This window comes from Magnetospira sp. QH-2, from assembly GCF_000968135.1.
In the GTDB taxonomy this organism is placed as follows: Bacteria; Pseudomonadota; Alphaproteobacteria; order Rhodospirillales; family Magnetospiraceae; genus Magnetospira.
In genome coordinates, this window is the sequence record NZ_FO538765.1 from 3,619,861 (window position 1) to 3,642,716 (window position 22,856).

Genomic DNA, 22,856 nt, shown 5'->3' on the forward strand with positions numbered 1-22,856 from the left:
TTTGCTATACGAACGGGCAAGCTTTTCCTGGAGACCGAATGTCCCTTTTTTCCGGCACCGACCTGACCTGTATCCGCGGCGAAAATCTCGTCTTCGCCAAGCTGGCGTTCGCCGTTGAGTCCGGGGGCGGACTTTTACTGATCGGCCCCAACGGATCGGGCAAGTCCAGCCTGCTCCGCGTATTGGCTGGATTGCTCAAACCGGCTGCCGGATTGCTGGCCTGGGACGGCGAGGCCGTCACCGATGAGCCGGACGAGCATCATGGCCGCCTGCATTACGTGGGCCACCATGACTGCATCAAGCCGGTGCTTACCGTGCACGAAAACATTGCCTTCTGGGCCTCGTTGCGCAACGCGCCGGGGGATGTGGAAACACGCATCGAGATGGCTTTCGACATGTTCGATATCGGCCATCTGCGCGATATACCCGGGCGATATTTGTCGGCGGGGCAGAAACGCCGCGCCAATCTGGCCCGCATCATCGCCGCTCCGGCGCCCGTGTGGCTGCTGGACGAACCGACCACCGCCTTGGACAAGGCCTCCATCACCAAACTGGAACAAGCCATTGCCAGCCACCGGGCCGGCGGCGGCATCGTCATCGTGTCCACCCACCAAGACATCGGCCTGGAGGATGCAACCATCCTCGACATGGCGCGATTTTCGGCCCGATTGGCCCCCGGCTGGCATCTGGATCTCGACGATCACGACTCAATGGGGGCCATGGCATGACCGGGTTTTGGACCATCGTCCGCCGCGATTTGCGCCTGGCCCTGCGGCAGGGCTCCGACAGCATGATGGTGGTCATGTTTTTCGTGCTGACCTGCATCCTGTTTCCTTTCGGCGTCGGGCCGGAACAGAATATCCTGGCCCGGATCGCGCCAGGGGTGATCTGGGTGGCCGCGCTGCTGGCCTCCATGCTGTCGCTGGAGCGCTTGTTCCTCACCGACTACGAGGACGGATCCCTGGAACTGTTGGCGACCTCGCCGCTGCCGTTGGAATTCATCGCCCTGGCCAAGATCATCGCCCATTGGCTGACCACCGGTTTGCCGCTCCTGATCGCCACGCCGTTGTTGGCCATTTTGCTCAATCTGCACGAAGACGGGTTTTGGGTGCTGGTGGGGGCCCTGGCGCTAGGCACGCCCACCCTGAGCCTCATCGGCGCCATCGGCGCGGCGCTGATTCTCGGCGCGCGACGGGGCGGGGTTTTGTTGTCGCTGCTGGTGCTGCCGCTTTATATTCCGATCTTGATTTTCGGAGTCAGCGCGGTGGATGCGGTGGTCGGTGGTTTTCCGGCCAAGACCCAACTGCTGGTGCTGGCCGGGATGCTGGTGGTCTCGCTGCCTTTGGCGCCTCTGGCGGCCTCGGCGGCCTTGCGGCAAGCATTGGAGTAAAATCACGATAAGGCAGCCGGTCGTCTAAGACTGGCACTAAAGAGCCAAAACGGTTATGACTCGGAGCCCGCGTCCAAGAGCGCGAACAGGAAGGACCAATGTACAAGTACGCCAATCCCAACCAGTTCATGAAATTGTCCAAGGTGTTACTGCCCTGGACCGCCGGGCTGGCCGCGATTCTCACCATTGCCGGTGTCTGGTTTGCGCTGTTCGATTCCCCGCCTGATTATCAGCAGGGCGAGACCGTGCGGATCATGTATATCCATGTTCCCGCCGCCTGGATGTCCCTGTTCTGCTACATCGCCATGGCCGTTTCGGCCGGTGTCGGGGTCATCTGGAAGCATCCGGTGGGCGACGTGGCGGCCAAGGGGACAGCGCCCATTGGCGCCGCCTTTACCCTAATCACCCTGATCACCGGCTCTTTTTGGGGCAAGCCCATGTGGGGTGCCTGGTGGGTATGGGACGCGCGATTGACCGCCGAATTGGTGCTGTTGTTCCTGTATCTGGGCTACATGGCCTTGATCCATGCCTTTGATGACCCGACCCGGGGCATGAAGGCGGGCGCGGTGTTGGCCCTGGTGGGCATTATCAACGTGCCGATCATCAAGTTCTCGGTGGATTGGTGGAATACCCTGCATCAGCCCGCCAGCGTGGTGAAGATGGACGGTCCGGCCATCGACTCACAGATGCTGATTCCGCTGTTCCTCATGGCATTGGCCTTCAAGGCTTACTATGTCTATGTACTGCTGATCAGGATGCGGGCCGAAATCAATGCCAGCAAGGTGCGGGCCCTGCGCCTGCGTCAGGTTCACGGATAAGGACCGGAGACAATCATCATGCAGTCGATCATGGAATGGGCGGAAATGGGCGGTTACGCGTCTTTCATTTGGCCCTGTTATATCCTGGCTACCGTGGTGTTGGTGGCCGTTCTCATTCAAAGCCTCAAGGCCGCGCGGGATCAGGAAACGACCCTGGATTCCCTGAAACAGGCCGTTCGAGGACAGCCGCAAGGAGAGACCGAGCGTGAAGCGTAAGCATAAGCGATTAACGTTTGTTCTGATCGGCCTGGCCGCCATTGGCGTGGCCGTGGGCCTGATGCTTTCCGCCTTCGAGGACGGCATCGTCTATTTCTATTCCCCAACCCAGATGACCGAAAAGGAGCTGCCCTCCGACCGGCGTCTGCGGCTTGGCGGTCTGGTCGAGGAAGAAAGCGTGAAGCGTACCGATGGCTCCACCGAGGTCGCCTTCAAGGTGACCGATCTGAGCTATTCCATTCCGGTGGTTTATGATGGCATCCTGCCCGACCTGTTCCGCGAGGGACAAGGGGTGGTGGCCGAGGGCTACCTGATCAACGGCCAGTTCAAGGCCGAAGAAGTGCTGGCCAAGCACGACGAGAACTATATGCCACCAGAAGTGGCCGAGGCTCTGAAAGAGTCCGGCAAGTGGGACAAGGTCAAGGGCGCCATGAAGCACGAGGGCCCCCCTGCGGTACCCGCCAATCAGTAAACGCCGGTCGTCACACCCATAGCCAAGGGGGCCTTTGCCCATGTTCACCGAAATCGGCCATTTCGCTCTGATCCTCGCCCTCTGTGTCGCAGTGGTGCAAGGCACCCTGCCACTGATCGGCGCGCAACGGAACAATGCCACCTGGATGGCCCTGGCCAGTCCGGCGGCGCTGGCGCAACTGTTGTTGATCGCCATTTCTTTCGCTGCTTTGACCCATGCCTTTGTCACCTCGGATTTTTCGGTCCTCAACGTGGCCAAGAACTCCCACTCGGACAAGCCGATGCTCTACAAGGTCAGTGGCGTTTGGGGCAATCATGAAGGCTCCATGCTGTTGTGGGTCTTCATCCTGGCTATTTATGGCGGCGCGGTGGCTGCCTTTGGCCGCAACCTGCCGCCGGGTCTGAAGGCCCGGGCTCTGGCGATTCAGGCCATGGTCTCGGTTGGTTTTCTGGCCTTTATCCTGTTCACCTCCAATCCCTTCGAGCGCTTGGTCCCGCCGCCGTTTGACGGCCAGGGTCTCAATCCGCTGTTGCAGGACCCGGGGTTGGCCTTCCATCCGCCCTTCCTCTATTTGGGCTACGTGGGCTTCTCCATGGCCTTCTCGTTTGCCATCGCGGCCTTGATCGAAGGCCGGGTGGATGCGGCCTGGGCCCGTTGGGTGCGGCCCTGGACCCTGGTGGCCTGGATCACCCTGACCATCGGCATCGGCCTGGGTTCCTGGTGGGCCTACTATGAGCTCGGCTGGGGGGGCTGGTGGTTTTGGGATCCGGTGGAAAATGCGTCCTTCATGCCTTGGCTGGCCGGAACCGCCCTGCTGCATTCCTCCATGGTGGTGGAAAAGCGCGACGGGCTGAAGGCCTGGACCATCTTCCTGGCCATCATCACCTTTGGGCTCAGCTTGCTGGGCACCTTCCTGGTGCGCTCGGGCGTGCTGTCGTCGGTGCATGCTTTTGCCAGCGACCCGGAACGCGGCGTGTTCATTCTCGGCTTGTTGCTGATTACCGTCGCGGGGTCCTTGACCCTGTTCGCCTGGCGGGGCCCCTCCATGAAGGCGGGCGGCCTGTTTCAGCCCATCTCCCGCGAAGGCAGCCTGTTGCTCAACAACCTGTTGATGAGCGTCGCCGCCGGGGCGGTGCTGCTCGGCACCCTGTTCCCGCTGATGGCCCAAGTGTTCGACTACAAGGTTTCTGTCGGCGCGCCATTCTTCAATGCGGTGTTTATTCCCCTGATGGTGCCCATGGTGGTGGCCATGGGTATCGGGCCGTTACTGTCGTGGAAACGCGGCGACCTGATGCCTGCCATGAGACGCCTGTGGGTGGCCCTTGCGGTCACGATCATCGTCGCCGGGATCACCGGTGTGATGGTGGGCGATGACACCGTCATGTCCATGCTCGGTCTGGGTATGGCCACTTGGCTGGCGGTGGGCACACTCGTCGAATTCAGCAACCGTACCGGTCTGCGGGTGAAGAAGATGATCCATATGCCGCGTTCGGCTTGGGGCATGACCGTGACCCACTTCGGGCTGGCCATCACCATTGCCGGAATGACCGGCGCCGGGCTGTGGAAAGTGGAAAGTATCCAGGCCATGCAGCCGGGCGACAAAGCCTTGGTTGGCGGCTACGAGTTCACCTTGGAGGGCGCTCGCACCGTGCCGGGTCCCAACTACACGGCGACACAGGGAACCTTCACCGTGCGCAAAGACGGCGAGACCGTTGTCGTTCTTTATCCGGAAAAGCGCGTCTATCCGGTGCAAGGGCGCCCGACCAGCGAGGCCGACATTCATACCATGTTCATGGGCGATCTTTACGCCGTCATCGGCGACCCGCAAGGCGCGGGCTATGTGACCCGCCTGTATTGGAACCCGTTGGTGCCTTGGATGTGGGTAGGCGGCTTGGTGATGGTGCTGGGGGGCATCCTCAGCCTGACCGATCGTCGATTCCGCATTGGCGCCCCGACCCGTAGCCGCGTTCGCGCGGCCGCGGCGGCGGAATAAGGGAGGATCACGGATCATGAAAGGTTGGATCTACGCGGTACCGCTGGTGGTGGTCCTGGGCATGACCTTGCTGTTCTGGTCACAGCTCGGCAAGGACCCCAACCGCATTGAATCGGTGCTGATCAACAAAGAAGTGCCGCCCTTCGATCTGCCACCGCTTGAGGGCAGGGAGCGGGGCTTCTCGTCCAAGGACCTGCTGGGTCAGGTGTCATTGGTCAATATTTTCGGCTCCTGGTGTGTTGCCTGTCAGGCCGAGCACCGCTATCTGGTGCGCATTCAGCAAACCGCCGACGTGCCCATCTATGGCATCGACTGGCGGGAAAAAGACCGCACCGCCGGGCCCCGCTGGCTGGCCAAATGGGGTGATCCCTACACCCTGGTCGGCGATGACCCGGATTCCAAGGCCTCCATCGCCTTTGGCGTCACCGGTGCGCCGGAAAGCTTCATCGTCGATAAGAAGGGTGTCATCCGCTACAAGCAGATCGGCCCCATCGACGGCCAAGTCTGGCGTAAAACCCTCAAGCCGATGATCGACGAGTTGAAAAAGCAATGATCCGTATTTTTATTCTATGCCTTCTGGCTGTGAGCTTTGCCACGCCCGCGTTGGCGGTCAATCCCGATGAGATGCTCAAGGACCCCGCCGCCGAAGCACGGGCCAAGGAGATCGGCTCCGAATTACGCTGCCTGGTCTGCCAGAACGAATCCATCGAGGCCTCCAATGCCGAACTGGCCGGGGACCTGCGGGTCTTGGTGCGCGAGCGGGTCTCCGCCGGGGACAGCAACGATCAAGTTATCGACTATGTGGTCTCTCGCTATGGCGACTATGTATTGCTTAACCCGCCCATGAAGTTCGAAACCCTGCTGCTCTGGGGCGGACCGTTCCTGTTCCTGGCGCTGGGTATTCTGGGCGTCTGGTCGTTCTATCGGCGCAAGGATGACGTGCCGGTGACCACCGGACAGCCGACCACGAGAAACAGTGGCCTGAGCGAGGCGGAACAACAACGCCTACAGGCGCTTTTGGAGGATAACGACAAGTGACTGGGGTGTGGATTGCAGCGGCGGTCATGACCGCCGCCTCCTTGGGGATGCTGCTATGGCCGCTGATCCGTAAAAGGGCCGAGACCAACGCACAGCGGGCCGACTATGACTTGAACGTGTTCAAGGATCAGCTGGCCGAAGTGGACCGGGACGAGGATCGCGGTCTGTTGAGCGCTGACCAGGCCACCGCCGTGCGCACCGAAATTCAGCGCCGCATACTTGACGTGGCTGATCGCGCCAAGACGGATATTGACTCAGGCGCGCAGAAAACGGGCGGTGTCGGCCCCGTGGCCATTGTTATCGGCGGGTTTATGCCGCTCGTGGCGGTGTTGCTTTATTTCGATATGGGATCGCCCACACTGCGCGGCTTCCCAGCCGCCGAACGGCAAGGCCAAACCCAATCCGCCGCTGCCGATCAGGCCCGCATGGGCCACCGGGAGCAAGGCCAGGCCGGTGACATGGCGACCATGCTGGCCCGGCTGGCCGAACGGCTGAAAGCCAATCCGGAAGATCCGGGCGGCTGGACGCTTCTGGGCCGCTCCTACCTGTCCGAGGACAGGTACCAAGAGGCCGCCAACGCCTATCGCGAGGCCCACAACCGCCTCGAAGGTCCGGCCAAGGATGAAGTGGGCATCGATCTGGCCGAAGCCCTGACCATGGTCAATGACGGTCAGATTTCCATGCAGGCCTCCATGCTGTTCAAGAAAGGCCTGGCCGCCAGGCCCTATCATCCCAAGCCGCGATTCTACCTGGCCAACATGCGGGCGCAGATGGGCGACGTGAAGGGCGCTTTGCAGGACTTCGTCGATATGAAAGCCTTGGGCCCGCCCGATGCCGGATGGATACCCATCGTCGAGAAAATGATTGCCGAGACCGCCGCTGATGTGGATGTCGACCCCAGCGTTGTCACGCCGACACCGGAAATTCTCCAGCTCGCCAAGGCCCGCGAGTCCGAGCAACAGGCCGCCGCTCCGACGCCGACGCCGACCCCGGCTCCGGCACCCACGGCCTCAGCGCCGCGCGGTCCCACCCGCGAGCAGATGCAACAGGCCGCCGACATGACGCCGGAAGAACGCATGGACATGATTCGGTCCATGATCGCCGGTCTGGCCCAGCGACTAGAGGAAAACCCCGATGATCTGGGCGGCTGGACCCGGTTGGCACGGGCCTATCGGGTGCTCGGCGAAACGGCCAAGGCGGAAGAGGCGGAAGCAAAAATCAAGGCCTTGCAGGGGAACTGACAAGTTATCTTGTTGCACTGCACGCGTTAGGCTCCGATAATCGGGCGAACCTGGGACTTCGACCCCGTCAACGGGAGCCTTCCGTGATTCCGCTCGCCATACCCAATCTGACCGGCAATGAGGCGCAGTACCTCCAAGACTGCATCGAAAGCGGCTTCGTCTCGTCGGTGGGACCCTTTGTCACCCGGTTGGAAAAGCTCGCCGCCGTTGCCGCCGGAGCCCCCCACGCCACAGCCACTTCTTCGGGGACCGCCGGCCTGCATGTGGCCTTGGTGGCCGTCGGGGTGAAGCCCGGGGACTTGGTGATCCTGCCCAGCTATACCTTCATCGCCAGCGCCAATGCCATCCACCAATGCGGGGCCACGCCCTGGCTGATGGACAATGCCGCTGATCGGCTGACAATGGACCCCGACCTGGTGGCGAGCGAGCTGGCCACGCACTGCACGAGGAAGGGTGAAGAGCTGATCCACAAACCCTCCGGGCGCCGGGTGTCGGCCTTGATGCCGGTGCATGCCATCGGCCAACCGGCGGACATGGATCCGCTGGTGGATCTGGCCCGGGACCATGGCCTGAAGGTGGTCGCCGACGCCGCCGCGGCTTTGGGCTCATTGTACAAGGACCGCTTCGTCGGCGAATTCGGCGCTGATCTGAGTGTGCTGTCATTCAATGGCAACAAGACCTTTACCTCGGGCGGCGGCGGCATGATTCTGGGTGACGATGCGGACCTGATCGCCCGGGTGAAGCATCTCTCGACCACGGCCCGCAACGGCCCCGGCTATGACCATGACATGCCTGGTTTCAATTACCGCATGACCAATATTCAAGCGGCGGTGGGCTGTGCCCAGTTGGAGCGGCTGGGGGAATTCGTCGCCGCCAAACGTCACATTCAAGCCGCCTACAATGCCGCCTTGACGGAGACCGGGCTGAGCTTGTTGCCGACCCCCGAGGGCATCGAGAGCGCCTGTTGGATGGCCGCTTTGTTGCTCGACCCGCACCGCCATCCCGATGGTGACACGGTGCGCGCCCAATTGGCCGAACGGGGGGTGGAAAGCCGCCCCTTCTGGCGTCCCATGCATCATCAGGCCCCCTATGCCGACGCACCGCGCAGCCCCATGACGGTCTGCGATGCTCTATGGCCCCGGGTTTTGAGCCTGCCCTGTTCGACGGATCTTTCAGAGGACTCACAACAAGCGGTCATAACCGCACTCAAGGAGATATTGGCATGAATAAGTATGTTGTGGTGGTCGGTGCCGGTGGCCATGCGAAGGTGGTCGTGGATACCCTGCGGCTTTTGGGCGACCGGGTGGTGGCATTGTTGGACAGCAATCAGGACCTGCGCGGCTCGTTCCTAATGGGGCACCGCATTATTGGCGGTGATGAGATGCTCGACGATATCACCAGCGCCGGTGTCTTGACCTCGGTCGGCGTCAGTTCCATCGCCATCCGCCGCAAGCTTTTCGAAATGACCCGCGCCAAGGGTTTTCGAAATCTTTCCCTGATCCACCCCACGGCCATCCTGTCGCGTACGGCGGAGCTTTCCGAAGGCTGCCAGGTCATGGCTCGGGCCGTGGTGCAGACCGGATCGCGGGTCGGCCTGAATGCCATCGTCAATACCGGTGCCGTGGTTGATCACGACACGGTGGTCTGCGACCATGCTCACATCGGACCGGGCGCGGTGCTGGCCCATCGGGTGTCCATCGGGGCGGGCACGTTGATCGGCGCTGGGGCCACGGTCCTGCCGGACGTTCGCGTGGGCGATGATTGCCGGGTCGGGGCCGGCGCGACGGTGGTTGCCGACGTGGCCAATGGAACCACCGTGGTCGGCAATCCGGCGGTGGCCGTGGAAGGACAGTAATGACCGACAAGCACTGGAAAAACACTCTGGTACTGGAGACCGCCACCCTGGGTGACGCGATCCGGATGCTGGAGACCAGTGCCCTTCAGATCTGCCTGATTGTTGACAAGGATGATCGGCTGACGGGGACCGTCACCGACGGGGATATCCGCCGGGGGATTTTGCGTGGCTTCGGATTGGACAGACCGATCATGGATGTGGCCTGTCGCGACCCGCTGACATGGCGTCCCGACGGTGACCCGGTGGAACTGTTGCAAGTCATGTCCGAGCGCAGTGTCCGCCAAGTCCCCCTGGTGGATGGTCATGGGCTGGTGGTCGGCCTGACCATGCGCGAAGACCTGTTGTCCCCCCATCCATTGCCCAATTGGGTGGTGCTCATGGCGGGTGGCCTGGGCATGCGGCTTCGCCCGATGACCGAGTTCACCCCCAAACCCTTGCTCAAGGTCGGCACGAAACCGCTCTTGGAATCGATCATCGAAGCCTTTGCCCAACAAAGATTCGAGAACTTCTTTTTATCGGTGAACTATCTGGCCGATAAGATCCGCGACCATTGTGGCGACGGCAGTCGATGGGATGTGTCCATCCGATACCTGGAGGAACAGGAAAAACTCGGGACCGCTGGCGCTCTCGGCCTGTTGCCCGAAACTCCGACTCACCCGGTCATCGTCATGAACGGCGACGTGCTGACCAAGGTGAATTTCCGCAGTTTGTTGGAATACCACCAAGAACAAAAGGCCATGGTGACGGTTTGCGTGCGGGAATATGATGTCCAAGTGCCCTTTGGCGTGGTCAAGCTGGATGATCAGCGGATTGCCAGCATCGTCGAGAAACCGGTGCATTCGTTTTTCGTCAACGGCGGCATCTATGTGTTGGAGCCGGACCTGATTGCCCGGGTCGAACCGGGCCAACCTTTGGACATGCCGACCTTGATCGATGACGCCATCGGCCGGGGTGAGACGGTAGCCGCCTTTCCGGTACGGGAATATTGGCTGGACGTGGGCCGGGTGGATGACTTCTTGCGTGCGGAAACCGAGTACCGCAACGAATTCCCTTAGAGGCGGATTTAAAAGTATCCTTCAGATATCAAGGCAGTAGATTTTTGATCTGGCCAGGAGAGGCCGACGACACGGGGCGGCGCCCCGTTAGGAGGTCTTGACGCCGCCAGAGCGGAAATATACGCCCTTGAGATCAAAGGAATACTTTTGAATCCGCCTCTTAAAGGCTTGTCATATGAAGAAAGTGTCCAAGGGCTGTAAGCTCAAGGATGCCAGGGGGGCTTGGCCAAGCCCCCCTGGCGGAACGGGACGGATCGTAAAAAGGCAGGCTATATGAGAGCCGAGCTAAAGTTTGATCGCCCGTTTCTTTTCCATTGGCCTGAACGGATACCTGGGGATCGCGCCCCGCATGACAAGCACAGGACCATGGTCAAGATGAACCAGTATACACCAACCGTCGTCGGAATCGACGTCTCCAAGGCATCCCTCGATGCCTATCTCCACCCCCAGAGCAATGGACGGAAATTCGGCAATGACCGCCAAGGCTGGGCCGCATTGCACAGCTGGATCGCCGATGCGGCTCCTTCAAGGGCAGGCGACATATCCGCGGTGGCCGCGCTCATGTCAGACAGGCCGTCTACATGGCGACCCTCGTCGCCATGCGACACAATCCCCATATGAAGCAGAAGTACGACGCCTTGATCACCGCAGGAAAACCGCCCAAGGTCGCGCTCACCGCCATCATCCGAAAGCTCGGGATCCTTGCCAACGCCCTCTTGCGCGACAATCGTAAATGGGCCGAAATCAGTCCTTGATCAAGATGGATACTTTAGCAGACTGCTGAAAAAGTGTTGTCCTACGGCCCGCCTCGCCCTTCGTCCCTCGACAAGCTCGGGATGAGGAAGCTCAGGGTGAGGCTATTCAAAGGCCCTCATGCTGAGCTTGTCGAAGCATGTGTCGCCACAGGCTCGAAATCGGACTTTTTCAGATGGCGGTAATCGAGCAGTCAGGGATTGCCTAGGCTCAGGACTCATAACCAGAAGATGACGGTTGCGGCGATGCAGATTGCGCTCATGAAGGTATGGGCGCAACGGTCGTAGCGGGTGGCGATACGCCGCCAGTCCTTGAGCCGACCGAACATGCGCTCGATCAAGTTTCGCTGCTTGTAGAGGGCTTTATCGTAAAGGATTTCCTCTTTGCGGTTCGAGCGACCTGGAATGCAGGGCTCGATGCCGAGATCAAGCAGGGCCTGGCGGAAACGGTCGCTGTCGTATCCCCTGTCGGCGATCAGGTCGTCGGCATCAGGGAATGCAGGGAGCATGGTGTCGGCGCCGCGATAGTCGCTGACTTGTCCTTCGGTCAGCAGCAGGATCAGGGGCTTTCCATCGGCATCGCAGGCGGCATGCAGTTTCGAATTCAGGCCGCCCTTGGTGCGCCCGATACGGCGGGGAACAGCCCCTTTTTGAGCAGGCTCGCCGCCGTCCTGTGGGCCTTGAGATGGGTGGCGTCGATCATCACCGTATGGGTGGCCGTGCTTTCGGCGGCCAGGGTGGCGAAGATCCGGTCGAACACTCCGGCCTCGCTCCAACGGACGAAGCGGTTGTACAGGGTCTTGTGCGGTCCATAGGCGACGGGCGCGTCACGCCACATCAAGCCGTGGCGAAGAACATGGATGATGCCGCTGATCACCCGCCGGTCATCGACGCGCGGGACGCCTCTTGTTTTGTTCGGCAGCAACGGTTGAAGGCGTTCGAATTGTTTGTCGGACAACCAGAAATGATGGCTCTGCATCGGCTTTCCCCTCCCTAAAATTCCAGGGAAGGGAATCATGTCCACCGACTATTGGGAATCCCTTTTATGGGTCCTGAGCCTAAACAGTCAGCTGGTCTCCACACTCGGTCTTGATCAAGTATCCGGGTCAATTCCTGGACATGGAACAGAGGAGACCAGCTATGGAGTATTTTGTTGGAATGGACGTATCGATGGCAAGCATTTCGATCTGTGAGATTGATGCAAAGGGAACCGTCATTCGCGAAGGCAAGGTGTCAAGCACACCCGAGGCGGTCGCCACTTGGCTCGAGGAAAGCGGGCGTGGCTTTGCGCGAATTGGGTTGGAAGCTGGCCCTCTGGCGCCTTGGCTGTACGCAGGACTGTCCAGTCGGGGCCTCCCTGTGATTTGTATCGAGACCCGGCAAATGAAGGCCTTTGCCAGCGCCAGCCCAGTCAAGACGGACCGTCGCGACGCCCGCTTGATCAGCCAGGCGATGCGGACCGGTTTGTACCGCGCGACCCACGTCAAGACCGCGCGCAGTCAGGAGCTCCGGATGGTGCTGACCCATCGGGAGACCCTGGTTCATCAGGTCCGTCAGTTGTCCAATACGGTACGAGGAACATTGAAAGCTTTCGGCCTCAAGGTCGGTATGGCGCGCGGACGCCTTTTCGCGGCGCGGGTTCGGGAATTGACGGCTGATAACCCGCACCTCAGCGCAGCCGCCGAGCCGCTCTTGCTTGCGCGCCAAGCCTTGCTCGAACAACTCGACAAGCTCGACCGGCAGGTTCATGCCGCTGCGCGCGATGATAGCGTTTGCCGACGCCTGATGACCGTTCCCGGCGTCGGCCCGGTTACCGCCCTCGCTTTCAGGACAGGACTCGACGTGCCGGAACGGTTTCAAAAGTCGGTCATGGTCGGCGCCCACTTCGGGCTTGTCCCACGCAGATACGCCTCGGGAGAGCAGGACCGAAGCGGCCCCATCAGCAAGTGCGGAGATGCCATGGTTCGTTGGCTTTTGTTCGAGGCCGCCAATGCACTTCTCACTCGAACCCGCCGTTGGTCCTGGCTCAAACACTGGGGGCTCGCGGTCGCCAAAAGGCGCGGGATGAAACGCGCCAAGGTAGCCGTTGCCCGGCGTCTCGCCGTAATCATGCATCGCATGTGGATCGACGGCACGGACTTCCAGTACCGCAAGGAGGAGACCGCCATCTAAACACAACGAAAACCGAGACCGCCTGAAGGGCGGCCAGGACGCGTGGCGACGCGCGGGGCTCGGATGACAGCGCGCAGGCTGCAGTGGCGTAAGACCACGCTTTTCAGATTGCTGCACCCGATCCCCCTTGATCCCCATCATGCGGCGACGACGTCGACCGCGGACAGAAGCAAAGGGCGCCACATACCCCAGGTTCAAACCGACGGCTTGGAAATCAGCTTGACTCAAAAGACTCGATTACAGAAGCAGCCTGTTAGACCCATGGAAATGCAGCGACCGTGACCGCCCTATTCATTCGGAGGGGCGCGGAACGGATTTTCCATTGTGTGCCATGGAATCGAAGGCCCTCTCGATGCCCAACCCGAATAAGGGATGGAACCTCGATGGCGTCTCTCTATTTAGCAAGAGCATCCAGCCGGTCGCGGGCCTCGCGGTAGCGGAAGTCCAGCCCGCCTTCCATGCTCAGGTCCTGCCAGGCCCGGGTATCTCCCGGGTCCACCTGATCGGCCCGCAGACCGTGAGGGTGGGTATGGATGTTGTTGCAACCACGGACGCCACTGCGGCAATACTTGAAGTGCGCCCCAATGACCCCGAGTGCCTCCGACGAGATGTTCTGGATTCCACCAAAGGCATAAGCATACCACTCCACAGGCCGCCCCAGGCGCTCTGACAGAATCTGTCCCGACCCGGCAATTTCACTTACGAGATCCGTGCCGCTCAAATCGCTCAAATTATGGTGAGTTTGGCCATGAGCGCCGATCACATGTCCCTGGCCCGAAAGTTGTTGTAACTCTTGCCAATTCATAAGCCGTTGATCTGACGATAGGTCTTCGGCCTGTCTTTGGCCCCGAAATACCTTGGTGGCGATAGCCTCGCGTTGTGCCTGCCCGTCCAATTCGATCAATTTTGGACAGATAAAGAAGATCGCGCGGATACCCAAGGGATTCAAGATCTCCTCGGCAACACGATAATTGGAGGCAAAACCGTCGTCGAAAGTGATCAGGAAAGGGGGTGTTTTTTCGTCATGCTCCGGGAGTTGTCCCGACAACCGCCTTTCCGCCTCCACGGGACCAATCACCCCATGCGTCTGTTTCACCTTGCGCACCAGGGCGGCAAAATCGCCTTGGTGCGCGGTCGGAATGTCGTGCAACAACAAAATACGGAAGGCCCCCTGGGGCGGGCGTGGACGTAACAACGCCGTACCCCGCCATGCGGCCAGCCAGGCCGGGGCAATTCTGGCGCGGATCATGATCCGGCCCCCTCTTGCGCCCGGGCCTTATTGACTTTCCGGCGGACCAGACGCCCCGTCAGCGCGCCAATCAGGCCGTCTGGCAGGGCCTCGATCTCCGGTGCAAGGCGATATGGTAAGCCCCCAAGCCCCTGTTTAAACCGAAGAATTCCTGGTGGCGTCAGATTCTCATCCATGCCGCCAAGGTCGAGGGATTGGGCACCGGCCTCCCGGGCTAAGAGGGTGGCGGACCAAAGCAGTAGTTGCCCGGCGTTGCCGTTTCGCCCGGCATCGGTCTGATTTCCGGCCATGTATTCCCAGTTGTTGCCATAACGCGCCATCAAGGCCGACCCCATGAGCTCTCCATCCCTTCGGGCGATCAGCGCCACCGGCTTTTGATCTGTTTGTTCCAAAAGGCGCCAGGCATCGAGAAAACCAGGTGTTACCGTGGTTCCAAAACCCCGCTCGCCCAGAAAAGCCGCGTGGGCATCGCGGAAAATGCCATAGGACTCATCGTCGCTGCCATGACTCACCGTCAGCCCCATCTTCACGGCCTTGTTAAGACCGTTGCGCCATTTCTGTTTCAAATTCTTACGCAAGACCGGTTCATCGGGGGACAAATCCAGCCGCGCCGAGGCCCAACCAGGGCAACGGGTCGGCTCAAAACCCACGGGAATGGATGGCAAGCTTTCTTGGACAGGGGCGAGACGCAAATACAAGCCCCGTTCAATGGCAAACTCCCGGCGGAGTGCCTGCAGCAACGGACCGGGATCCCGCCCCCCACACAACGGCCCGCGATTGAGCCAGGCCAATCCACCGGACAGACCGCCAGACAAGGGGCGAACCAATACCTGCGCCATTCCCAGATCGCTGCCCTCGGATGATCGGATAAGCCCGCGCACTACCTGCCATGGGCCAGTCGCCGCCTTGGCCTCGCCATAGGCCCACGTCTGTAGGAGATTATGGTCTGCCTGGCCACTGGCCCGGTGATCCCAGTCCTCCCGGCTCCCATCGAAAGGAACGAATCCTGCAACCGTTTCGGCCATCCGCCGGTTCAGGCCTCGGGCGCGGGCAGCGCCTCCAGAGGGGCTTCGTGATGAGTCAGGGCGGCCTTGGCGCGGGGCGGTGCCTGCCAACGCAGGCTATCGAACCCACCGCATTTGCCGCAGGTTGCCGTCCAGGCCGATTGCACATTGCCGCAGGTCTGACAGACCCAGGCCGGGTCGCGCTCGCTGGTGGCGGCCAGGGACAGCCAGGCACGCACCTTGGGCATGTCGCCATGCTGCGATTCTTCCAACTCGGCCATCAATCGGCAGACCCGCGCCGGGGGGTCTTCCGCGGCCACCGGGTCCAGGTAGCGTCGCGCCTCGCCCCACAACTGGGCCTCCAAGGCCGCTTCCGCCACGGCAATGGCACTTTCCATATGGGTCGGATTGTGCAGGGCCAAACCTTGCAGGCTTTTCATCTTGGCCAGGGCATCGGGGGGGCTTTTGGCCACAACGTAGAGCTCGACCAGTTCCGGATGGGGCATCTTGCTCCAGATTCGCTCGATCAGGCCCACCGCCTTGCGGGTCTTGCCATCCTTGACCAGCAGACGGGCATGACGGATGGCTGCCGGACATAGGTCGGTTTCCAAGTCACAGGCCTGCTTGAGAGCCTTCAGGGCGCCGATCATATCGCCGCCCGCTTCGGCCCGTTCGGCCTGTTGGGTCAGGATCACCGCCTGGCGCCGCTTGGCCTGGGTCTTGTCCACCAGCTTCAGCCTTGCCGATTCCTTCAAGGTATCGGTGGCGCCGTCCCAGTAGCCCAAGGCCACCTGCAGATCGAACATGGCATTGACCACCCATTCGGCGCCCGGATGCAACTGCCGCGCCCGCCCGGCGAGCTTCAGTGCCTCGTCCCGGTCGCCGCGATTGATGGCCTGGTTGAACAATCCGCGCAGACCGAGGAATTCCAGGTCCTGGGTCTCGGTCATGGTCTGGAAGAACCGGGCTGCGGCGCGGTCGTCACCGTTCATTTGCGCCGCCTGGGCCGACAGCAACAAGGTCAGCGGCGGCTCCTCCAGCAATTCCTCCGCCCGCCGGGCCTGCTGGGCGGCTTCTTCCGGATCGCCCGCGGCCACCGCCACCATGCCCCGATTCAAGGCGTCATAGCCTTTCTGCCGCTTGCGTTCCTTGCGATTGCGGGCCAGGGCCACCGGCGCATGCTTCATCTCCACCCACAGGCGGTAGAGCAACGCCATGACCGCGCCAATGACAAATACCGCCAGCACGGCCAAACCCAAGGGCGGGTCCATCTGATAGCCCATCCATTCCAGGTGCACCCGGCCCGGATGGTCGGCCAGCCAGACGGTGGCCGCCACGGCCAAACCGAGAATGATCAGGAAACGCAGGGAACGCCACATGCCCTTATCCCTCGCTCTTGGCGGTCAACAGGGAGATGGCATGGCCTTGCAAGGCGCGTCCGGCGGAGTCCGCGGTCAATCGGGATTGCGCGGCTGACAACCAAGGCGCGGCAGCCTGAAGGCCCGGTCCGGTCAAATTACCCAAAACCTGCACGGCGGTGGTCAAATCCCCCGTTGCCAACGCCGATTCGGCCCGGGCCACCAGGGCGTCCGCCCCTTCCCCAGACAAATTGTCGGTGGTTCGTCGGACCCGTACCACCGAGAGCACTCGATTCATGGTCTGATCCATCCAATCACCATCGGCGGCGACCATGCCGGCGCGGACGATGTCGGCAGCCTGTTCGGAGAATTGAATGCGCAACGCTTCCACCGTCGGCACGCCGGACGCGGCAAAGGGCGCCAGGGCATTGACTTGGGCCACCACCTTGGGATCTCCGCCAGCCATCCCGGCAACGGTTTCCAATTGCGGTCCGAACGCACCGGACCCGGCCACCGCCGAGCGCAGCTGTTCGATGGCCAGAATCAGTGCCTGGCCCTGGGACGAGCCCACAACCACCGGCGCCGGCGCCGGCAGGGATTCGATGCCGTCCAGCCGGGCGGCGATCTGATTGACCGTATCGCGCAGTTGGGTATTTTCGTTGCTCAGCCGTTCGGTGGCGGCCGAAAGGTCAGGGCTTTTCGGCGCCGCTTCCAGGGATTCCAGCCGCAGGGCCAAGGCCTGAAGGGCGGCGGCGGTGTCTGGCGCGGCGTCGCCCTCGCGGGATCCAGCGGAAGCCATGGCGCCTTCCACCGAGGAAAGCCGGGCTGTCAGACTGTCCAAAGCGCCGCGCACCGCTCCAAGTTCCGCCCCATCGGTTGGCAGGGGAACAGGGGTGCCGATCATGTCGCGCACGTTGGACAGGGCCTTTTCCAGCTCGCCGATGCGGGCCATCATGGCATGCAAGTCCGCGCGTAGTTGGTCATGCTCCTTTACCAGGTCATCCATGGGTGAGGCGTCGGCGGGCGCCTGGGCTTTTTGCTCCAGAGCCTGCAGGCGATCCTCAATGCTGGTCCAGTTCTCGACCTTCTCCAGGGGCGCGGCCAAGAACGGTGCATGCTCCGCCATCAGACTTTTGGCCTGGGGTTCCCAATAGGGGTAGCTGTAATAGCCACCGCCTCCGACAATGGCCAGCAACAATATGAGTGTCAGACAGCCTCCGCCGCCGGACTTTTTCTTCGCCTTGGGCGTTGGTGGCGGAAACTTGGTCGCGGGCGGCTCCTCTTTCCTGAGGGGCTCGCTTTCCGCGGTCTGTTCGGTCTGGGCTGGCTCGCTCATGATTCTCGCTCGGCCTCTTCGGTTTCGATGCAGGCGATCATGGATGCCTGATCCGGATGCGCGGCGACGCGCAGGTCTTTCCAATGGGCGGCCCGGGCCTTATCGACCACGGCCTGGCTCAGACAAAACGCCGTCACCTCGGTCAGACGATCCCCGACACCATCGGCGGTGGCCAGACTAACAAAGGTTGCCGCCGTTCGGGGAGAGAAAAAAACCACCCCGTCCACTTCCCCTTGTTTCAGGGCGGAAATGGCGGTCTCGGAAAGGTCCCTCGCCTTGCGGGTGGTATACAGCACGGCCCGTCGATAGGCGAATCCGTCCCCGGCCAGCATTCCGGCCAGGTCCCCCGCGACCTTGCTGCCCGCCACATGAAGAAGAGTCCCCTCGGCCGGACTCAGGCTGCTGCGTACCAGCTCGGCCAAGGTGTTGACGTCTCCCGAAGCCGAGGCCACCTTCGAAAATCCTGCCTCCCGAGCGGCCCGCGCCGAGGCATCGCCCACGGCCAGAACCGACAGGTCCCGTTGCGGGTTCACCTGGGCAAAGGCCCGCACGCCATTGGCGCTGGTGACCAACAGGGCCTGCACCCGGTTCAAATCCAGCGGCGCTCCGGCCAACGGCGCGACGGTGAGCAATGGTTCCAAAATTGTCTGGTGCCCCCGGGACTCCAACAATTCGGCCAAGGGCCTTGCATCGTCCAGCGGGCGGGTGATCATCAACCGCATGGGCAGGGTCAGTCCTGCGGCGCGACGAAAAAGTCGGGCCCGGCGCGATCCTTCAGTTCCCGCCCGGCGTCGGCGCCCATGTCATAGGCTTGCGAAATCGGGCCCCGGCGGCTGGTCTCCAGTACTTCGGAGCCGTCCGGGCGGGCCACCAGACCACGCAGAAACATTTGTCCATCCGATTCGATTTCGGCCAAGGCGGCTATGGGGGTGCGGCAGGACCCATCCAACACTTCCAACAAAGCCCGCTCGGCGGTGATGCGGTCGGCGCTGGTCTGGTCGTGCAAAGGGACCAGACGCGCCTGGGTAACCGAATCCTCGGCGCGGCAGGTGATGCCCACGGCGCCCTGGGCCACGGCGGGCAACAGATCATCGATGTCCAATACCGCCGTGGCCACATCGGCCATGCCCAGGCGGTTGAGCCCGGCCTTGGCCAGCAGCGTGGCATCGGCGACTCCTTCGCCCAGCTTGCGCAGGCGGGTCTGCACATTGCCGCGGAATATTTCCACCTTCAGATGGGGATACTTGGCCAGGATCTGCGCCTGTCGCCGCAGTGACGAGGTACCGACCACCGCGCCAGCGGGCAGGTCACCCAGACTGGCGGCCTTGGGCGAAATGAACACATCGCGCACGTCTTCCCGGGGCAGCACCGCCGACAGAATCAGGCCATCGGGTAGCCAGGTGGGTACATCCTTCATGGAATGAACGGCGATATCCACCCGGTTGTCCAGCTGGGCTTCGTCGATCTCCTTGGTGAACAGCCCTTTGCCACCCACCTCGGACAACGGTTTGTCGAGCACCATATCGCCGGTGGTTTGAATGATGACGATTTCGATGGCCCCCTCGGGAACCAGATCATCGTGGGCGGCCTTTAACAGGTCGCGGACCTCGTGGGCCTGAGCCAAGGCCAGGGGACTGCCACGGGTGCCAATGCGGAGAAGCGGAGTATCAGACATGGATTGGATCTTCACCTTGCTGGAGGGTAGAGTGCCCGAATGAAAAACGCGTGGCGGAAACCGCCTGATGGGCTTGTAACATGATTGTGCTTGGAATCGAAACCAGTTGCGACGAGACCGCCGCGGCCCTTGTGGACAGCGATCGGACCATATTGGGCCAGCGCCTGCTGTCGCAATTGGATCAACATGCGCCATTTGGCGGGGTGGTGCCGGAAATTGCCGCCCGCGTCCATCTTGAGCACATCGACAGGCTGATTTCGCAGGTATTGGACGATTGTAAACTAAACATTTCAGAACTTGACGGGGTCGCCGCGACCGCGGGACCGGGCCTGATCGGCGGCGTGCTGGTCGGCGCAATGACCGCGAAATCAATGGCTTTAGTCCATGACCGGCCTTTTGTTGCGGTGAATCATCTCGAAGCCCACGCGCTTACCGCCCGCCTGTCCAATAATGTGGTCTTTCCCTACCTCTTGTTACTGGTTTCGGGCGGACATTGCCAACTTTTGTCGGTAGAAGGGGTTGGAACCTACCACCGCCTGGGCACGACCATCGATGATGCTCTCGGCGAAGCCTTCGACAAGGTGGGAAAAATGCTCGGTCTGGGCTATCCCGGTGGCCCGGCGGTGGAGCGCGCTGCTCAAAAAGGCGACCCGACCCGATTCCCCCTGCCCCGTCCCCTGAAAGGAAAACCAGGGTGCGATTTTTCCTTTTCCGGCTTGAAGACGGCGGTGCGGCAGACGGTCGACCGTTTGCCACCGGGAAAACTGGACAACCAAGACGTGGCCGACCTCTGCGCTTCGTTCCAGGCCGCCGCCGGGGACGTTTTGGTTGATCGCTGTCGGCACGCCTTGAGCCTGTTTCGGGATCAGACCGGATCAGACGGCCCTTTGGTGGTCGCCGGAGGCGTCGCCGCCAACAAATACATACGGCAACATCTTGAAATACTGGAAATTCCGGTGATCGCGCCTCCCTTGGCTCTGTGCACCGACAATGCCGCCATGGTGGCCTGGGCCGGACTGGAACGACTGCGCCTTGGCCAATCTGACGGACTGGACTTCCGCCCCCGCCCTCGCTGGCCGCTGGACCCCGATGCCCCCGTCGCCGTCGGTGCGGGCGTCAAGGCTTAGCATCCACCATGGCAACCCGCGGGGCGATGTCCTATATAAGGACCACGAATCAGGAGGATACATGAAACGTCTTGGCGTGGTGGGGGCCGGAGCCTGGGGAACCGCCCTGGCCCATACGGCTTGCAGGAGCGGACTTGAGGTCTGTCTTTGGGCGCACGAGCCCGAAACGGCCGCCGCCATTAACGAAGCCCATGAAAACAAACCATTTTTACCCGGCCTTCCACTTGATCCTGCGCTCCAGGCCACCACGGATCTGGCCCGGGTTTGCGATGCCGACGCGGTATTGCTGACCACGCCCGCCCAAGTTTTGCGGACGGTTTGTCAAAATTTGGCGCCCCATTGGACAGCCGGGGTGCCTGCCGTGATCTGTTCCAAGGGAATCGAGACCGCCACCGGCGCCTTGATGACCCAGGTGGTGACCGAATCGCTGCTTCATGCGCCCATAGCCGTGCTGTCCGGCCCCTCCTTTGCCGGAGAAGTGGCCCGAGGCCTGCCCACCGCCGTGACCCTGGCCTGTGCCGACGAGGCCCTGGGACAAACCATCGCCGAGGCCCTGGGCAACCCGGCCTTTCGCACCTATTGGAGCACCGACGTGATTGGCGCCCAGCTGGGCGGCTCGGTTAAGAACGTATTGGCCATCGCCTGCGGCATCGTCGAGGGGCGGGGCATGGGCGACAATGCCCGCGCGGCCTTGGTGACTCGGGGCCTGGCGGAAATGAGTCGCCTGGCCGTTGCCCTGGGCGCCCGGCCCGAAACCCTGATGGGGCTATCGGGGCTGGGCGACCTGGTCCTGACCGCCAATGCCATGCAATCCCGTAACTTTTCTTTCGGCGTTCAGTTGGGCCAAGGACAAACGGTACAACAGATCCTGGACAGCCGCACCGCCGTGACCGAGGGTGTCCATACCGCCGCCGCCGTGGCTGCCCTGGCCGAGCAACTAGCCATCGACCTGCCCATCTGTCAGGCCGCCGATGCGGTTCTCAATCGTGGCGCCGACCTGAACGCCACCATCACCGCGCTGCTGTCGCGACCGCTGACCAAGGAGTAGACCCCATGCTGTTTACCATTTTATGCAAGGACAAACCGGACTCGCTGGACCTGCGTCTGGCCAACCGCGAGGCTCACCTGGCCTATGCCGCTGATTGGAATTCAAAGATGGCCATCGGCGGCCCTCTTCTGGCCGACGACGGCACGACCATGATTGGCTCCATGTTGGTCTTGGACGTGGAAGACAAAGCGGAAGCGCAAAAATTTGTCGATGGCGACCCCTATGGCCAGGCCGGACTGTTTTCCAGCGTCGAGATCCATGGTTACAAGAAGGTGTTCCCGCGATGAACTATTGGCTGATAAAATCCGAACCCGGCGCCTGGTCCTGGGCGGATCATGTCGAAGCCGGAACGGCAGAATGGGACGGTGTCCGTAACCACCAAGCCTGCAACAACATGAAGGCTATGCGACTGGGAGATAAGGTATTTTTCTATCATTCCGTAAACGAAAAGAAAATCGTCGGGGTGGTGGAAGTGGCCAAGGAGTACTACCCCGATCCCACCGATGCCTCGGGCAAGTTCGGCATGTGCGACTTCAAGGCCTTGTATGCCTTCGCCACCCCGGTGACCCTGGCGGACATCAAGGCCGATGGCCGGTTCGATGATCTGGCGCTGATCAAGCAGTCCAGACTGTCGGTGATGCCCATTGATGCGGATTCCTGGCAGGCGCTCTGCGAGATGGGGGGTGTGGAGGCGTGAGCGACACGGCTCTTTGCGCCCTCGCCGACCTGGAATCCCCCGGCAGTCTGGCCGCCATCGCCACGGTGGAGGGCGCCCGCACGGCGATCATGATCATCCGCAAAGACGACAAGGTCTATGGCTACGTCAATAGCTGCCCCCATATCGGCGCGCCCCTGGACCTTCAGGAAGGCCAATTTCTCAGCCTGGATAAAACCCGCATCCTGTGTAGTACTCATGGCGCTCATTTCCGTATCGGAGACGGGGTCTGCCTTACCGGCCCTTGCGAGGGCAAGGGTTTGACCCCCGTTTCCTTGACCGTTCAAGACGGGGAGGTTTTTGTCTCTTCCTCGTCTTAATATGGTGTGCGCCGCACCGCTT

26 protein-coding genes are annotated in these 22,856 nt (G+C 61.7%); 19 read left to right on the forward strand and 7 right to left on the reverse strand.

Features of this window, described 5'->3' with window-relative positions; translation table 11 throughout:
- The first annotated feature begins 38 nt into the window (after window positions 1-38).
- The 13 genes from ccmA (at window position 39) to MGMAQ_RS21475 (ending at window position 10,833) form a co-directional block, all read left to right on the forward strand.
- Window positions 39-728: a heme ABC exporter ATP-binding protein CcmA gene (gene ccmA / locus MGMAQ_RS16945; RefSeq protein WP_046022478.1), complete on the forward strand. Its 690-nt coding sequence runs from the start codon at window positions 39-41 to the stop codon at window positions 726-728.
- Window positions 725-1,390 (forward strand): heme exporter protein CcmB, encoded by a 666-nt coding sequence (ccmB, locus tag MGMAQ_RS16950; protein ID WP_046022479.1) that lies wholly within the window; start codon window positions 725-727, stop codon window positions 1,388-1,390. The genes ccmA and ccmB overlap by 4 nt, the downstream gene beginning before the upstream one ends.
- 98 nt (window positions 1,391-1,488) lie before the next feature.
- Window positions 1,489-2,208 (forward strand): heme ABC transporter permease, encoded by a 720-nt coding sequence (locus tag MGMAQ_RS16955; protein ID WP_046022480.1) that lies wholly within the window; start codon window positions 1,489-1,491, stop codon window positions 2,206-2,208.
- Between the two features lie 18 nt (window positions 2,209-2,226).
- Window positions 2,227-2,424: a heme exporter protein CcmD gene (gene ccmD / locus MGMAQ_RS16960; protein WP_046022481.1), complete on the forward strand. Its 198-nt coding sequence runs from the start codon at window positions 2,227-2,229 to the stop codon at window positions 2,422-2,424.
- Window positions 2,414-2,896, forward strand: coding sequence for a cytochrome c maturation protein CcmE (gene ccmE, locus MGMAQ_RS16965; protein ID WP_046022482.1), 483 nt, complete (start codon window positions 2,414-2,416; stop codon window positions 2,894-2,896). Before ccmD ends, ccmE begins: the two co-directional genes overlap by 11 nt.
- 40 nt (window positions 2,897-2,936) lie before the next feature.
- Window positions 2,937-4,889, forward strand: a complete 1,953-nt coding sequence (locus MGMAQ_RS16970) for a heme lyase CcmF/NrfE family subunit (RefSeq protein WP_046022483.1) — start codon at window positions 2,937-2,939, stop codon at window positions 4,887-4,889.
- A gap of 16 nt (window positions 4,890-4,905) precedes the next feature.
- Window positions 4,906-5,442, forward strand: a complete 537-nt coding sequence (locus MGMAQ_RS16975; RefSeq protein WP_046022484.1) for a DsbE family thiol:disulfide interchange protein — start codon at window positions 4,906-4,908, stop codon at window positions 5,440-5,442.
- Complete coding sequence (locus MGMAQ_RS16980; protein ID WP_046022485.1) at window positions 5,439-5,927, forward strand: cytochrome c-type biogenesis protein; 489 nt, start codon at window positions 5,439-5,441, stop codon at window positions 5,925-5,927. The genes MGMAQ_RS16975 and MGMAQ_RS16980 overlap by 4 nt, the downstream gene beginning before the upstream one ends.
- The gene (ccmI, locus tag MGMAQ_RS16985) at window positions 5,924-7,168 is read left to right on the forward strand and encodes a c-type cytochrome biogenesis protein CcmI (protein ID WP_046022486.1); all 1,245 of its coding nucleotides are present in this window, start codon (window positions 5,924-5,926) and stop codon (window positions 7,166-7,168) included. The genes MGMAQ_RS16980 and ccmI overlap by 4 nt, the downstream gene beginning before the upstream one ends.
- Before the next feature lie 83 nt (window positions 7,169-7,251).
- On the forward strand, window positions 7,252-8,394 hold the full coding sequence (locus tag MGMAQ_RS16990; RefSeq protein ID WP_046022487.1) for a DegT/DnrJ/EryC1/StrS family aminotransferase: 1,143 nt from the start codon (window positions 7,252-7,254) through the stop codon (window positions 8,392-8,394).
- Window positions 8,391-9,023: an acetyltransferase gene (locus MGMAQ_RS16995; protein ID WP_046022488.1), complete on the forward strand. Its 633-nt coding sequence runs from the start codon at window positions 8,391-8,393 to the stop codon at window positions 9,021-9,023. The genes MGMAQ_RS16990 and MGMAQ_RS16995 overlap by 4 nt, the downstream gene beginning before the upstream one ends.
- On the forward strand, window positions 9,023-10,078 hold the full coding sequence (locus tag MGMAQ_RS17000; protein ID WP_046022489.1) for a nucleotidyltransferase family protein: 1,056 nt from the start codon (window positions 9,023-9,025) through the stop codon (window positions 10,076-10,078). The genes MGMAQ_RS16995 and MGMAQ_RS17000 overlap by 1 nt, the downstream gene beginning before the upstream one ends.
- A gap of 503 nt (window positions 10,079-10,581) precedes the next feature.
- Window positions 10,582-10,833 carry a transposase gene (locus tag MGMAQ_RS21475; protein WP_256379970.1) on the forward strand — a complete coding sequence of 84 codons (252 nt, stop codon included), beginning with the start codon at window positions 10,582-10,584 and terminating at the stop codon, window positions 10,831-10,833.
- Between the two features lie 215 nt (window positions 10,834-11,048).
- Here MGMAQ_RS21475 and MGMAQ_RS20505 read toward each other — a convergent pair.
- A protein-coding gene (locus MGMAQ_RS20505) for an IS5 family transposase (RefSeq protein ID WP_148560766.1) occupies window positions 11,049-11,809 on the reverse strand; the annotation gives its coding sequence in 2 pieces (ribosomal slippage) (window positions 11,049-11,486 and window positions 11,489-11,809; 759 coding nt in all).
- Between the two features lie 161 nt (window positions 11,810-11,970).
- On the opposite strand from MGMAQ_RS20505, the gene MGMAQ_RS17025 reads away from it, so the two are divergent.
- Window positions 11,971-13,002 carry an IS110 family transposase gene (locus tag MGMAQ_RS17025; protein WP_046020119.1) on the forward strand — a complete coding sequence of 344 codons (1,032 nt, stop codon included), beginning with the start codon at window positions 11,971-11,973 and terminating at the stop codon, window positions 13,000-13,002.
- 394 nt (window positions 13,003-13,396) lie between these two features.
- On the opposite strand, the gene MGMAQ_RS17030 is transcribed toward MGMAQ_RS17025, so the two are convergent.
- Genes MGMAQ_RS17030 through hemC form a run of 6 tightly spaced genes read right to left on the reverse strand, consistent with a single transcriptional unit; the run spans window position 13,397 to window position 19,624 of the window.
- Complete coding sequence (locus MGMAQ_RS17030; protein WP_046022491.1) at window positions 13,397-14,251, reverse strand: polysaccharide deacetylase family protein; 855 nt, start codon at window positions 14,249-14,251, stop codon at window positions 13,397-13,399.
- Window positions 14,248-15,276, reverse strand: coding sequence for a GNAT family N-acetyltransferase (locus MGMAQ_RS17035; RefSeq protein WP_046022492.1), 1,029 nt, complete (start codon window positions 15,274-15,276; stop codon window positions 14,248-14,250). The genes MGMAQ_RS17030 and MGMAQ_RS17035 overlap by 4 nt, the downstream gene beginning before the upstream one ends.
- An 8-nt stretch (window positions 15,277-15,284) precedes the next feature.
- On the reverse strand, window positions 15,285-16,634 hold the full coding sequence (locus MGMAQ_RS17040) for a heme biosynthesis protein HemY (RefSeq protein WP_052716503.1): 1,350 nt from the start codon (window positions 16,632-16,634) through the stop codon (window positions 15,285-15,287).
- A 4-nt stretch (window positions 16,635-16,638) separates the two neighbouring features.
- Window positions 16,639-17,949: a COG4223 family protein gene (locus MGMAQ_RS17045; protein WP_046022493.1), complete on the reverse strand. Its 1,311-nt coding sequence runs from the start codon at window positions 17,947-17,949 to the stop codon at window positions 16,639-16,641.
- A complete protein-coding gene (locus MGMAQ_RS17050) occupies window positions 17,946-18,671 on the reverse strand; it encodes a uroporphyrinogen-III synthase (protein ID WP_046022494.1) in 726 nt (241 codons plus the stop codon). Before MGMAQ_RS17050 ends, MGMAQ_RS17045 begins: the two co-directional genes overlap by 4 nt.
- 8 nt (window positions 18,672-18,679) lie before the next feature.
- On the reverse strand, window positions 18,680-19,624 hold the full coding sequence (gene hemC / locus MGMAQ_RS17055; RefSeq protein ID WP_046022495.1) for a hydroxymethylbilane synthase: 945 nt from the start codon (window positions 19,622-19,624) through the stop codon (window positions 18,680-18,682).
- Between the two features lie 80 nt (window positions 19,625-19,704).
- Here hemC and tsaD point away from each other — a divergent pair, with 80 nt between their 5' ends.
- The 5 genes from tsaD (at window position 19,705) to MGMAQ_RS17080 (ending at window position 22,834) form a co-directional block, all read left to right on the forward strand.
- Window positions 19,705-20,751 (forward strand): tRNA (adenosine(37)-N6)-threonylcarbamoyltransferase complex transferase subunit TsaD, encoded by a 1,047-nt coding sequence (gene tsaD / locus MGMAQ_RS17060; RefSeq protein WP_046022496.1) that lies wholly within the window; start codon window positions 19,705-19,707, stop codon window positions 20,749-20,751.
- A 61-nt stretch (window positions 20,752-20,812) separates the two neighbouring features.
- Complete coding sequence (locus MGMAQ_RS17065; protein WP_046022497.1) at window positions 20,813-21,799, forward strand: NAD(P)H-dependent glycerol-3-phosphate dehydrogenase; 987 nt, start codon at window positions 20,813-20,815, stop codon at window positions 21,797-21,799.
- Between the two features lie 5 nt (window positions 21,800-21,804).
- Window positions 21,805-22,086 (forward strand): YciI family protein, encoded by a 282-nt coding sequence (locus MGMAQ_RS17070; protein WP_046022498.1) that lies wholly within the window; start codon window positions 21,805-21,807, stop codon window positions 22,084-22,086.
- Window positions 22,083-22,496: an EVE domain-containing protein gene (locus MGMAQ_RS17075; RefSeq protein ID WP_046022499.1), complete on the forward strand. Its 414-nt coding sequence runs from the start codon at window positions 22,083-22,085 to the stop codon at window positions 22,494-22,496. Before MGMAQ_RS17070 ends, MGMAQ_RS17075 begins: the two co-directional genes overlap by 4 nt.
- A complete protein-coding gene (locus tag MGMAQ_RS17080; RefSeq protein WP_046022500.1) occupies window positions 22,493-22,834 on the forward strand; it encodes a Rieske (2Fe-2S) protein in 342 nt (113 codons plus the stop codon). Before MGMAQ_RS17075 ends, MGMAQ_RS17080 begins: the two co-directional genes overlap by 4 nt.
- The last annotated feature ends 22 nt before the right edge of the window (window positions 22,835-22,856 follow it).